Raw genomic sequence first — 12,672 nt, 5'->3', positions numbered from 1 at the left:
GGCATGATTCAGAATACTTAGAGCTTTGCGTCTTCAGCTACGTTTGTTGAAACGTTCACCTTGAACCCGTATAAAGAAGACCTATTAGGTAGGCGGGCTCACTTTTGCAGTGAAAGACATAGCAACATATGCGGCTTTAAGACCTCGTGCGTAGGAATCGGGCACTTACCAGGAATATTGATTCCTTTGACAACAATTGATGGAGCTCCTGTTGGCTTATTTGTAACAGCAGGGCGTTATCAGGATGCGTTTTTGCTTTCATCCGTAAAAAACATATTTTCACAAAATATGGTGGATTAATGGTGATGGATTTATATTAGCCGTTGAAGTAAGGTGCTGCTAGCTTAGTAACACCACTTAGCCGAAATCCTTGCTTATAGACCAAGCCCCTCGCTACAATAGCGACCCTACATTCGCCTTAGCATTGCTTACAGGAACACTCATGAGCCAAACCACTGAAACCACAACTAACCAACAATGGGGAGGCCGCTTTAGTGAGCCTACCGATGCCTTTGTGGCCCGTTTTACGGCATCAGTAGATTTTGACAAACGGATGTACCGTCAAGACATTCAAGGTTCTATAGCTCACGCCAAAATGTTGTGCCATGTGGGGGTGCTAAGCGCTGATGAAAGGGATGACATTTTACGCGGTTTAGAGGAAATTCGTATCGAAATTGAACGAGGTGACTTTACCTGGTCTGTGGCTTTAGAAGATGTTCATATGAACATTGAAGCAGCACTTACTGCAAAGATTGGTATGGCTGGTAAAAAGTTACATACTGGGCGTTCTAGAAACGATCAGGTGGCTACAGATATACGGCTTTATTTACGCGACGAAATAGACCTTATTTCAACTGAAATCAGTCGCTTACAGGTTGGCTTGATTGTCCAAGCTAAGGCTGAAAATGCCACCATTATGCCAGGATTCACTCACCTTCAAACAGCACAGCCTGTCACTTTTGGGCACCATGTATTGGCTTGGAATGAAATGCTGCAGCGCGATTACGAACGCCTGCAAGACCTACGCAAGCGTGTTAACATTTCGCCGTTAGGTGCTGCCGCTTTGGCTGGTACCAGCTATCCTATCGACCGGCACATGACCAGTGAATTACTAGGTTTTGATCGCCCTTCAGAGAACTCTTTAGACTCCGTAAGTGATCGCGATTTTGCCATTGAATTTTGTGCTGCTGCAAGCCTGATTTTAATGCACTTGTCTCGCGCCTCGGAAGAACTCATATTGTGGACGTCCGTACAGTTCGATTTTATCGATCTGCCCGATCGCTTCTGCACTGGTTCGTCCATCATGCCACAAAAGAAAAACCCAGACGTACCCGAGCTTGTGCGTGGTAAAACAGGCCGCGTGAACGGCCACCTTATTTGTTTACTTACGCTAATGAAGGGCCAGCCCCTCACCTACAACAAAGACAACCAAGAAGACAAAGAGCCTTTATTTGACACCATTGATACGGTAAAGGGTTGCCTCAGGGCCTATGCTGACATGGTGCCAGCATTAGTACCTAAGCGCGAGCAAATGCGTGCAGCGGCCCTAAAAGGGTTTGCCACGGCAACAGATTTAGCAGATTATTTGGTGGGCAAAGGCCTGGCCTTCCGTGACGCCCACGAAGTGGTAGGCAAATCTGTGGCCCATGGTATTGCCACTGGCAAAGACCTCAGTGAAATGAGTTTGTCTGAGTTACAAGGGTTTAGTGGTTTGATCACCGAAGGCGTATTTGATGTGCTCACCTTAGAAGGATCAGTAAGTGCTAGAGACCATATAGGTGGCACTGCGCCTGGACAGGTATTAGCTGCGGCAGAACGTGCCTTGGCTAAGGTGGGTGGGCGTTAGTCTTGCAAGCTGTCTAATAGGCTGCAGTCTAGGATTTCATCAGCTTGTTGGCGCAGCGCCTGGGTTAAACACTGGCCAAATGTTTGCTTGTTATCAGTCGTTAACAACCACGTATCTTGCGCCAGTTCAAAGTGCAAACCACCCGCCAAACAGGCTAGCCAAATTTGTTGCAAAGGTGGCTGGCGGCTCAAAATAATCTGACTTTTATTCTCACAACTTATGGTTAATAAGCCACTGCTGTTGACAAAATCTATGTCGCTCTGTGCTTCATCTAAGATTTCCTCCACCTGCAAAAACAAATTATCAACTCGCTCGTGGAACAGTGCTTCACTCATATTATTCTCTTATGCTAAGGACGGATGGTAAATATGCCCTCAAAGTATAGCATTGCTTCGGTCTTAGCTAGTGTAGAGGCGAGAATCAAGGGTATAATATTAACCATATTACAGCTATGTTAACCAAGGTGGTTATAACGTGAAAAAAATTATGTGTGTACTGGCTCTAAGCTTCGCTCTTGCTAGCTGCGGCCAAGCAGGTAGCTTGTATGTTCCAGACCCTGAGCAAACCGATGCACAAAGCAGCAACTAATGAGTTCTAGCATGGACAATTTTGAATATCGCGGCAATCAACTACATGCCGAAGACATAGACTTAAGCCATATTGCCGAGCAGTTCGGTACTCCCACTTACGTTTATTCAAGAGATACTTTAGAGCGTAATTATGTGGCTTATAGTCAAGCCCTAGAGGGCTGTGAACATTTAGTTTGTTACGCAGTAAAAGCCAACAGCAACATTGCCGTATTAAATGTTTTGGCGCAACTTGGTGCCGGTTTTGACATTGTTTCCATAGGTGAATTAGAACGCGTGCTTATTGCCGGTGGTGATCCTCAACGTATTGTATTTTCGGGAGTGGGCAAACAAACCCACGAAATGCAACGCGCGCTTGAAGTGGGGGTGCATTGTTTCAATGTGGAATCTGAGGCCGAACTAGTGCGCCTACAAAATTTGGCGGCTAGCATGAACTGCATAGCACCTGTGTCCTTGCGTATCAATCCTGACGTGGATGCTAAAACCCATCCGTATATTTCTACAGGATTAAAGGAAAATAAGTTTGGCATTGGTATAGAACAGGCCCCAGCTGCCTATGCCCAAGCCGCCGCCATGAGCAACATCAAGGTGATAGGTGTAGACTGCCACATTGGCTCCCAGCTCACGTCAATTGAGCCTTACCTTGACGCCATGGACCGTTTGTTTGTATTGATTGATACCATTACAGCACAGGGCATCACCATTGAGCACTTGGATTTAGGTGGTGGTTTAGGCGTTTGTTACGGGGATGAAGAACCACCGGCTATCACTGACTTAATGGCACGTGTCCGTGCCCATCTTGGTAATCGCGAGTTAGCCTTGGTGTTTGAGCCGGGCCGCTCTATTTGTGCTGATGCGGGAGTTTTACTCACCCGCGTAGAATACATCAAGAACAATCAAGACAAATATTTTGCTATCGTTGATGCCGCCATGAATGATCTCATTCGCCCCGCCCTTTATAGTGCGTGGCAGGACATTATTCCGGCCGATTTAAACTCAGATGCGCAAGTACAAAACTTTGACATTGTTGGCCCTATCTGCGAAACCAGCGACTTTTTAGGTAAAGATCGCAGCCTTGCTATCGAGGCTGGTGACTTGCTAGCCGTATGTAGTTCGGGCGCCTATGGTTTTGGTATGGCATCTAATTACAACAGCCGTAACCGTGCCGCCGAGGTTATGGTTGATGGCAATCGTTCTCACTTAATTGGCGAACGTGAACAATTATCACAGCAGTGGGCAAGAGAACGCCTACTGCCAAAAAGTTAAGGGAAAGGGCTAGAATGCTATTACGTTTTGCCAAGATGCACGGCCTAGGTAACGACTTTATGGTTGTTGACCTTATTAGCCAGCGTGTGCATTTATCACCTGAACAAATTCGCCATTTAGGTGACCGCAATACTGGCGTGGGTTTTGATCAATTGTTGCTAGTAGAAACACCACAATCTCCAGATGTCGATTTTCGTTACCGTATTTTTAACTCTGATGGCACGGAAGTTGAACATTGTGGCAATGGCGCACGCTGTTTTGCCAAGTTTGTGCATGATCAACGCTTAACTGGAAAGCGGGAAATCGCGGTGCAAACCAGCAATGGACGCATGCTGTTAAAAATGCTCAAAGACCAATGGGTAGAAGTGGATATGGGTGAGCCTGTTTTAGATCCCGATCAAGTGCCTTTTGATGCTCCCACACAAGCCCCTAGCTATACGCTTGAACAAGACGGCCACAACTACACTATTGGTGTTGTATCCGTGGGCAACCCCCACGCGGTAATGATAGTTGATGATGTGGATGCAGCCCCAGTAGTTGAATTAGGTACTAAGCTAGAACAGCATCCTCGCTTTCCCAATAAAGCTAACATTGGGTTTATGCAAATTATTGATCGTAATACCATTAAATTGCGCGTATTCGAGCGTGGTGTTGGTGAAACCAAAGCTTGTGGAACAGGCGCATGTGCGGCAGTGGTAGCTGGCCAGCAACAAGGCTTGCTGGATGCTAAAGTCACTGCCCACCTCACTGGTGGAGACCTAACAATAGATTGGCAAGGCCCAGGTCACCACCTTATGATGAACGGGCCCACCACCCATGTGTACGAAGGTCAAATTAAGCTATGAGCAAAATCAACTGCAACACTGTGACCACCAAAGATGAGCCGGTAGACGCTTATGCCGTTGCCAACTACTTGCGCCAAAACCCTGGGTTTTTTAGCCAACACTTAGACCTTTTGGCCGATATCGAATTGGCCCACGATTGTGGCCAAGCAACCTCACTCATTGAGCGCCAAACTCAAGTCATGCGTGGCAAGATGGAAGGCTATGCAGAAAGAATTTCTGATATTTTAACCACAGCGCGGCGCAACGATGTACAGTTTGAAAAAACTAAACGTTTGGTTATAGAATTAGCTGCGGCGACCCATCTTAATGCTCTCACAGAGTCCTTGAAAGTTAGCTTCACTAAGGAATTTCACGCAGACGCTGTACATTTAGCATTATTTTCTTCCCTCAAGGCCACTGACAACCATCCCAGCTTGAGCAGTGCTAAAACACTAGACCAAAATCCCTATTACGCCAACATCCAAAAGTTAGCGTCCAAGAACTGGGCGTATTGTCAGACATTTAAAGGCGCTGCTATGGAACACCTTTTCCCTGACCATGACAAACTCAAGTCTAGCGCTATTGTGCCCTTGTATCTGGACGATAACGTTTTAGGGGTGCTGATCATTGCAAGTAATGCTGCTGATCATTACAGCGACCAGCTCGACACTTTGTTTCTAAACCATGTGGCCGCAGTTACCGGCCGCTGCCTAGGCCGTATTCAGGCCTAATATGGCACATACCAGCGCTCCCCTTAACTCGATAGTGCAACAATACCTAGATTATTTGGCCTATAACAAGCGATATTCGAATCACACCATCAACGCTTACCGGAGAGATATTCAGCGCCTCATATACACCCTTGAAAACCATGGGCATTGCACTTGGGCTGATGCCCAAGCAGACACTATTCGCGCTGCTATGATTGCAGCCAGAAAGGCCAACTTAGCACCTAAAAGTATTCAGAGGATACTGTCTAGCTGGCGTAGTTTTTTCACCTATTTGTTACAACAACGCCTAGTTAAGCTTAATCCTGTAGAAGGGATTCAAGCACCCAAGTTGCCGCGCAAATTGCCCAACAGTTTAGATCCAGATCAAATCAGCCAAGTCCTTAATACCCCCATTGCATCGGACGACCCTATGGCGATGCGAGACAAAGCCATGGTTGAACTGACTTACTCTTGTGGTTTACGTCTCGCAGAACTTGCTAGCCTTAACGTTTTCGATATTGATGTGACGGACGCCAGCCTAATAGTCACAGGCAAGGGCAATAAAACACGCCAATTACCTATTGGCCGCCAGGCTATTGCGGCGGTTAAATTTTGGCTGCAACAACGTACGCAGTTGAAATGCCTAGACGCCAATGCTTTGTTCATTAATCACCGCGGCCAACGTATGGGTGTACGCGGCATTCAAATGCGCATGGCTAAGATGGCGGCTGCTCATGGCCAACATATACACCCTCACATGCTGCGTCACTCCTTTGCGAGCCATTTATTACAGTCCAGTGGAGACCTAAGGGCGGTGCAAGAATTACTTGGCCACAGCAACATTAGTACCACCCAGGTATATACTCATTTGGATTATCAACATTTAGCCAAGGTATATGATAAAGCCCACCCTCGCGCCCAAGCCAAGCCTCAATTCAAAGAGAAACCTGACCATGATTAAAGTTATTACCTTTGATTTAGACGACACCTTATGGGCCATTGCCCCAGTGATTGAAAAGGCCAACCAGCGTATGCTGGCGTGGATGAACCACCATACGCCTAAGTTTAGCCAAGCTTATGATAATCAGGGTATCGAAGAGCTAAGAGACGAAATTGTTGCCGACAACCCTCATCTAGTACATGACTTGAGCCAGATTCGTGTTGCGCTGATCCAACTAGGGCTATCGCGCTGTGGTTATGACACTGCCAATACGTTGGCCCAACAGGCTTTTACAGTGTATTTTGCTGCTCGCAATGACGTAGAGCTATTTGCCGGTACTCAAACCCAAATCAGTGCCCTTAGGCAAAACTACCAAATAGGTGCCCTCACCAACGGTAATGCCGATTTAGCACAGGTGGGCATAGCTCACTTATTTGATTTCTATTTTAACTCCGCCCAGCTTGGTGTGAGTAAGCCACACCCAGATTTTTTTGCCAGAGCACTCAAGCACACGGGCCTTAGTGCTGAACATTTTATCCATATTGGCGACCATCCAGAGCATGACATTGCTGGTGCCCAAGCCGCCGGCATGCGCACTATCTGGATGAACCCCGAACAAAAATCTTGGCCTGCTCGGCAAGCTGAGGCCTGCGCGGAAATCCGCCACCTTGACCAACTTGGCGCTGCCGTGGCAAACATTCATGGCCATTGAACACTCCTTTGCGCCATACGTCCGCGCCCTAGGAAAGGGCAAACGCGGCAGCCGCTCACTTAGCCAAGACGAAGCCCGTGATGCCATGGGTATGATCTTGCAGCAGCAGGTAGAGCCAGAGCAGCTAGGCGCTTTCTTAATGTTGCTGCGGCTAAAAGAAGAAACGCCAGCGGAACTAGCAGGGTTTGTAGAAGCCGTACGTCATTTCCATAATTATTCAGCTGCCCAGGTGTCTGGTATTGAAGTGGATATAGACTGGTCTAGTTATGCAGGCAAAAAGCGCCATTTACCATGGTTCTTGCTATCTGCTCTCACCTTGGCGGGCCAAGGCGTTAAGGTGTTTATGCATGGCGCTAAGGGCCATACACACGGGCGCATCTATAGTGAAGACGTATTGCAACAGTTAGGTTTACCGGTGGCCAATAATTGGCATCAAGTTGAAACCCAATTACGCAACGGCAACTTTAGCTTTATGAGCCTACAACACTTAAGCCCACCGCTAAACCATATCATTAGCTTACGCGCTATTTTTGGTTTACGTTCGCCAGTTCATACGTTAACTCGGTTGCTGAATCCATTGGCCGCAAAACATACTATCGACGGGGTGTTTCATCCTGCTTATGGCCCACTGCATCAACAAACGGCCATGTTATTAAAACACCCCCGTAGTTTGACCATTCGCGGTGACGGAGGCGAAGCTGAAGTACGCCCCGATAATGAGTGTGAATTACAGTGGGTGGATGCACAAACAAGCAGTAGCCAAATATGGCAGCGGCAACTTCCCAAGCGTGATACCCAAGAACAGCAGCTAGACCCACAACGCCTACAGCTACTATGGCGAGACGAGCAGCAAGACGCCTATGGTGAGGCAGCAGTTATTAGTACTTTGGCCAGTTGTTTGGTGCTTTTAGGCAAGGCAAAAGAGCAACCAGACGCAACTCAACTGGCAACAAATTGGTGGCAAAGTAGAAATCGACGACTTATGTAATATAGTTATAATAAATTAGTTTCTTATAACTATATTATTTTTGTTGTATCGTTTATATAATTCATTTAGTATTCCGCTGTTTTGAGGCTAATAGTTCTAGGCAGGGGTTAAAATAAGGTGGTATTTGCATGAACAAAGCAATCTATCCAGGAACTTTTGATCCAGTAACACACGGGCACGTTGACCTTATTCAAAGGGCCTCTAAGCTGTTTGAAGAAGTGGTTGTTGCAGTGGCTGAAAGCCCAACAAAACGACCTATGTTAGACTTAGCGAAGCGCGTAGAATTGACGCGCATTATTACAGAGCCGTTGGGCAATGTTACTGTTATCGGTTTTTCCGGTTTATTGACAGAGCTCCTGACCAAGCAAGGAGCAAATATTATTCTACGGGGCTTGCGAGCCGTGTCGGATTTTGAATACGAATTTCAGTTGGCTAAAATGAATCGTGTGCTGGCGCCTGATGTAGAAAGTATGTTTTTAACCCCTGCGGAAAAACACTCTTTCATTTCATCAACCCTAGTACGGGAAATCGCTTCCTTAGGTGGCGATGTGTCACAGTTTGTCCACCCGTTGGTGGCCGAAGAACTCAGGCAACATTTGAGCAACTCAAGTAATTAAGCATTGCCAACGCATTTAACAAGATCACGTGGCGTATAAATAGGAAAAGTAACATGTCTTTAATTATTACCGACGACTGCATCAACTGCGATGTGTGTGAACCGGAATGCCCCAATGAGGCTATCTCACCAGGGGAAGAAATCTACGAAATTGACATGAATAAGTGCACTGAGTGTGTAGGCCATTACGATGAGCCTCAGTGCGTGGAAGTTTGCCCAGTAGATTGTATCCCTAAAGACCCAGACAACGTTGAGTCTCAAGATCAACTTATGGACAAGTACATTCAACTGACGGCCGCTTAGTTGGGTTAGCCCTTGCTCATGGCAAGATTTCTACCGCTGGCAGCGCTTGCAATACACTGTACTGCGCTGCCCTAAGCGGCTTTCTGTTAAATGCTGATCACAAGTTACACATGCTTGGCCTGCTCGACCATATACTTGTAACTGTTGTTTGAAATAACCCGGCTTGCCTTCACTGTCCACAAAATCCCGCAAAGTGGTGCCTCCCTGCTTTATCGCCGCCGACAACACTTGCTTGCAACATACCACCAGTCGGTCTAAACGCTCAGCCGAAATCCGACCTGCTTGTCGATGTGGATGAATACCTGCCATAAATAGCGCTTCGTTAGCGTAGATGTTACCCACCCCAACCACCTGCTTACCGTCCATTATTAAGCTCTTAATTGCTTGTTTTTTGCCTTTACACGCCCTCAATAAATGTGCCACATCAAACTCATCGGACAATGGCTCCGGCCCTAAACTGGCTAGCAAGACATGGGCCATTACTGGGTTCTCTTGCCATAAGATACAACCAAATCGGCGTGGATCTCGATACCTGAGGGTAACTCCTGAAAACACTAAATCCACATGATCATGGTATGCCGGAGGTTCCTCATGATTCACAATACGCATGCTGCCTGTCATACCAAGATGACCAATAATAGCACCATGATCAAATTCAAATAGCAGGTACTTGCCTCGCCGCACCACTCGGCGTAAAGGTTTACCCTCCACATTGGCGGCTAAGTCAGTGGGCACCGGCCAACGCAAACGGGCGTCTCTAACTACAACCTGGTGTAAGGTTTGGCCTTGGATATGTGGACTAATGCCCACACGGGTGGTTTCTACTTCTGGCAACTCTGGCATCAACGATTCTCAGACAGTTAACTAGCATACAATTAGTGCCTATCAAGCCACGAAACATGCATCATTTCAATGGCCTAGAAGACCATTTTCATCCAACCTTATTGACAGTGTCCATGAAAAGGTTATTGTTACAGGCAGATCAGGAATAAATTGAAATAACAAATTTACTATTTAAAGCTTCAATCAAACTATCAAAGGGTGAAAAATGAAACCGTCTCTGATTACCACCACAATTGGCGCCTTCCCTAAGCCAAACTACGTCCCTGTCCGCGATTGGTTCGATTTGGCTAAGGAAACAGGCGGAATGAATACTGCTGAGACAACTTATCAATATTCAAAAGATATTGAAAAAAATAAAGATGCGCATGAAGATTTATTTATACGCGCAGCCCAGGAGGTCTTGGAAATTCAAATCCGTGCAGGAATTTCAATTCCAACAGATGGCGAAGTGCGTCGGGAAAATTATATTCATTACCACTGTAGGCACCTAGGTGGTTTTGACTTCAACAGTTTGGAACATCGTGTCCTTCGGGATGGTGCATATGAAACAGATTTACCCGCCATTCGGGGTCCGATTCTGCATTCTGTTAAAAATTATAGTGCCCACGACTATATCGCGAGCCAAGGTGTCAGTTCAAGACCAGTAAAGTTTACACTACCTGGACCTTTAACAATCATGGATACTACTGCCGACTGTTTCTACAATGATCGCCCCAAACTAAACACAGCCCTCGCCAAAACAATTAATAAAGAAGTCTTAGCGCTTGTAGAGGCTGGATGTAAGCATATTCAAATTGATGAACCACTTTTTGCCCGTTCAGTCAAAGACGCCCTAGACTTCGGTATGGAAGGTCTAGAAAGATGTTTTTATGGAGTACCAAAGTCGGTTACTAGAATTGTACACATGTGTTGTGGTTATCCAGACCATTTAGACGATGCTGATTATAAAAAAGCTGACCCTTTAAGCTACTATCAGCTTAGTAAGGCTATTGATCAGGCTGCCTTTGATCAAATTTCCATTGAAGATAAGCATTGCTGTAACAACTTAGAATTATTGGAGAAATTTGAAAGTAAAACTGTTATCTTTGGCTCATTAGCAATTGCGTCCAGCACCCTAGAAACGGTTGAGGAAGTTGTTGAAAGGCTGAGTTCTGCATTAAATCACATTGATAGAGACCGCCTAATAGTAGCACCTGACTGTGGGCTTGGCTTGTTACCAGCGCAGTTGGCGGAAGACAAACTGAGGGTAATGTGTGAAGCGGCGGCAATAGTCTAGAAAAGAGTAGAAGATTTGTTAACAGATTAAAAAAAACTATCGCCTGCTGTAAGCTTCAAGTGCACTTAGGCATCACTATAATGTGGCGACCATACAGCTAAAAACGCCTCATGAGTTCCAGAGATTGGGATTGTACCTACTATTTAACTAGTTATGTTTGAAAAAATAACAATGCCAGTAAAAACAAATTAGGACCTGTGATGAACTATGATGCTGATCCCTTTTTTCAGCCCATTTCTGCAATGGAACTTGCTCGTTTTACTGGTGTGCCAACTTTCATGCGGCTCCCCTACGTGAACCCGGATCATGATTGCCGTAGCAGAACAATTTATCAATTGTGGAAGGCGCCGTATTCCTGTGGTTGAAGACGGCAAGCTCATTGGCCAGGTTAGCCGCAAGGATATTCTGCGTGCCGTGAATGATTTCATTTATAAGGATTGCGATTAAGCTAATGAGTTCTTGGCTTTATTTATGCTAGAGTAGACAGCTAATATTTGCTCCATTTATTGGTTATATCGCCCTATGAGCCGCCTCAACAACAGACATATCATCCTTGCCATAAGTGGCGGCATAGCGGCCTATAAAAGTGCAGAGCTAGTACGGCTGCTAATAAAGTCAGGGGCCCAAGTTCAAGTAGTTATGACCTCTGGCGCTATAGAGTTTATTACCCCACTAACCCTACAAGCTTTGTCTGGCAACCCGGTTCATCAACACTTGCTTAATCCTCAAGCCGAAGCAGGCATGGGGCACATACAGCTTGCCAGATGGGCAGATCTATTACTCATTGCCCCTGCTAGCGCCAACGTTATGGCGCGTTTAGCCCAAGGCCAGGCCAATGACTTGCTTACTACCCTATGCTTGGCGACGGATGCACCTGTGCTGTTGGCACCGGCGATGAACCAAGCCATGTGGCAAGACCAAGCCACCCAAGATAATCTACAAACACTGCAAGCCAGAGGCTTGCAAATACACGGCCCAGCAGAAGGTGAGCAAGCCTGCGGGGATATTGGTGCTGGTCGTATGCTCGAACCTAACGAACTGTTAGCCGCTGTTAAAGCGCAGTTTAGCCAAGGCCTATTAGACGGTAAGACTGTGGTGATTACTGCAGGACCCACTAGAGAAGCCATAGATCCCGTGCGATACATCAGCAACCATAGCTCGGGCAAGATGGGTTACGCTTTGGCACAAGCCGCAAGAGATCAGGGCGCAACAGTGATTCTTATTAGCGGCCCTACTCAATTGGCACAGCCTGAAGACGTTACATTTGTTGCCGTTGAAAGCGCTCAAGATATGCTTGAGGCCAGCCTTAAAACGGGTTCGAGTGCGGATTACTTTATTGCTACGGCAGCAGTGGCTGATTATCGCCCTACCATTGCGTCAGAGCAAAAGCTTAAGAAACAAAATGCAGATCATGGATTAACCTTAGAACTGACCCAAAACCCAGATATATTGACCACCATGTCTAACCAACACCCCCATGTAATTCACGTTGGTTTTGCTGCAGAAACCCAAGACTTAATCCTTCATGCGCAAGACAAACTGAAGCGCAAAGGTGTGCATATGATCATTGCTAATGACGTTTCTAATACTGACATTGGGTTTAATAGTGATAATAACCAAGTCAGTTTAATCACCTCTGGTGGTGTAGAGGATTTACCCTTATTATCCAAACATCAATTGGCTCGCCAACTCATAGCGGCCATTACCAGAATTCCCCACTAGGCATAAACCACATGATTCATCGCCCTCAATTAGCTGTAA

At 46.2% G+C, this 12,672-nt stretch carries 15 protein-coding genes; 13 read left to right on the top strand and 2 right to left on the bottom strand.

Features of this window, described 5'->3' with window-relative positions; all coding sequences use genetic code 11:
• Window positions 1–442 precede the first annotated feature (442 nt).
• The gene (gene argH / locus ABXT70_RS00420) at window positions 443–1,846 is read left to right on the top strand and encodes an argininosuccinate lyase (protein ID WP_443641209.1); all 1,404 of its coding nucleotides are present in this window, start codon (window positions 443–445) and stop codon (window positions 1,844–1,846) included.
• Here the strand turns inward: argH and cyaY are convergent.
• Window positions 1,843–2,181, bottom strand: a complete 339-nt coding sequence (gene cyaY / locus ABXT70_RS00415) for an iron donor protein CyaY (RefSeq protein WP_443641208.1) — start codon at window positions 2,179–2,181, stop codon at window positions 1,843–1,845. The two genes, argH and cyaY, sit on opposite strands and share 4 nt — an antisense overlap.
• Window positions 2,182–2,320: 139 nt before the next feature.
• On the opposite strand from cyaY, the gene lptM reads away from it, so the two are divergent.
• The 9 genes from lptM to ABXT70_RS00370 all read left to right on the top strand — a co-directional run bounded on the left by lptM (window position 2,321) and on the right by ABXT70_RS00370 (window position 8,792).
• On the top strand, window positions 2,321–2,434 hold the full coding sequence (gene lptM, locus ABXT70_RS00410) for an LPS translocon maturation chaperone LptM (RefSeq protein WP_443641207.1): 114 nt from the start codon (window positions 2,321–2,323) through the stop codon (window positions 2,432–2,434).
• Window positions 2,435–2,445: 11 nt separating this feature from the next.
• Complete coding sequence (gene lysA, locus ABXT70_RS00405) at window positions 2,446–3,699, top strand: diaminopimelate decarboxylase (protein WP_443641206.1); 1,254 nt, start codon at window positions 2,446–2,448, stop codon at window positions 3,697–3,699.
• A 14-nt stretch (window positions 3,700–3,713) separates the two neighbouring features.
• Entirely contained in the window at window positions 3,714–4,544 is an 831-nt protein-coding gene (gene dapF, locus ABXT70_RS00400; protein WP_443641205.1) for a diaminopimelate epimerase, read from the top strand.
• Window positions 4,541–5,254: a DUF484 family protein gene (locus tag ABXT70_RS00395; RefSeq protein ID WP_443641204.1), complete on the top strand. Its 714-nt coding sequence runs from the start codon at window positions 4,541–4,543 to the stop codon at window positions 5,252–5,254. The genes dapF and ABXT70_RS00395 overlap by 4 nt, the downstream gene beginning before the upstream one ends.
• Window position 5,255: 1 nt before the next feature.
• Window positions 5,256–6,194 carry a tyrosine recombinase XerC gene (gene xerC, locus ABXT70_RS00390; RefSeq protein WP_443641203.1) on the top strand — a complete coding sequence of 313 codons (939 nt, stop codon included), beginning with the start codon at window positions 5,256–5,258 and terminating at the stop codon, window positions 6,192–6,194.
• Window positions 6,187–6,885, top strand: a complete 699-nt coding sequence (locus ABXT70_RS00385) for an HAD family hydrolase (RefSeq protein WP_443641202.1) — start codon at window positions 6,187–6,189, stop codon at window positions 6,883–6,885. The genes xerC and ABXT70_RS00385 overlap by 8 nt, the downstream gene beginning before the upstream one ends.
• The gene (locus ABXT70_RS00380; RefSeq protein WP_443641201.1) at window positions 6,875–7,873 is read left to right on the top strand and encodes a glycosyl transferase family protein; all 999 of its coding nucleotides are present in this window, start codon (window positions 6,875–6,877) and stop codon (window positions 7,871–7,873) included. Before ABXT70_RS00385 ends, ABXT70_RS00380 begins: the two co-directional genes overlap by 11 nt.
• 128 nt (window positions 7,874–8,001) lie before the next feature.
• Window positions 8,002–8,490: a pantetheine-phosphate adenylyltransferase gene (coaD, locus tag ABXT70_RS00375; RefSeq protein WP_443641200.1), complete on the top strand. Its 489-nt coding sequence runs from the start codon at window positions 8,002–8,004 to the stop codon at window positions 8,488–8,490.
• Window positions 8,491–8,543: 53 nt separating this feature from the next.
• A complete protein-coding gene (locus ABXT70_RS00370) occupies window positions 8,544–8,792 on the top strand; it encodes a YfhL family 4Fe-4S dicluster ferredoxin (RefSeq protein ID WP_443641199.1) in 249 nt (82 codons plus the stop codon).
• A 30-nt stretch (window positions 8,793–8,822) separates the two neighbouring features.
• On the opposite strand, the gene mutM is transcribed toward ABXT70_RS00370, so the two are convergent.
• Window positions 8,823–9,635, bottom strand: coding sequence for a bifunctional DNA-formamidopyrimidine glycosylase/DNA-(apurinic or apyrimidinic site) lyase (gene mutM, locus ABXT70_RS00365; RefSeq protein ID WP_443641198.1), 813 nt, complete (start codon window positions 9,633–9,635; stop codon window positions 8,823–8,825).
• 205 nt (window positions 9,636–9,840) lie between these two features.
• Between mutM and ABXT70_RS00360 the strand changes: the two genes are divergently transcribed.
• From ABXT70_RS00360 to coaBC, 3 genes are all read left to right on the top strand, one after another.
• On the top strand, window positions 9,841–10,911 hold the full coding sequence (locus tag ABXT70_RS00360; protein WP_443641197.1) for a cobalamin-independent methionine synthase II family protein: 1,071 nt from the start codon (window positions 9,841–9,843) through the stop codon (window positions 10,909–10,911).
• Between the two features lie 306 nt (window positions 10,912–11,217).
• Entirely contained in the window at window positions 11,218–11,358 is a 141-nt protein-coding gene (locus ABXT70_RS00355; protein ID WP_443641196.1) for a CBS domain-containing protein, read from the top strand.
• A 75-nt stretch (window positions 11,359–11,433) separates the two neighbouring features.
• The gene (gene coaBC, locus ABXT70_RS00350; RefSeq protein WP_443641195.1) at window positions 11,434–12,633 is read left to right on the top strand and encodes a bifunctional phosphopantothenoylcysteine decarboxylase/phosphopantothenate--cysteine ligase CoaBC; all 1,200 of its coding nucleotides are present in this window, start codon (window positions 11,434–11,436) and stop codon (window positions 12,631–12,633) included.
• Window positions 12,634–12,672: the final 39 nt, after the last annotated feature.

The sequence above is a fragment of the Candidatus Njordibacter sp. Uisw_039 genome (assembly GCF_047730075.1).
In the GTDB taxonomy this organism is placed as follows: domain Bacteria; phylum Pseudomonadota; class Gammaproteobacteria; order Pseudomonadales; family Balneatricaceae; genus Njordibacter.
Note: the sequence above shows the minus strand (reverse complement) of the source record. Positions and strands in the feature narration are given on the sequence as shown.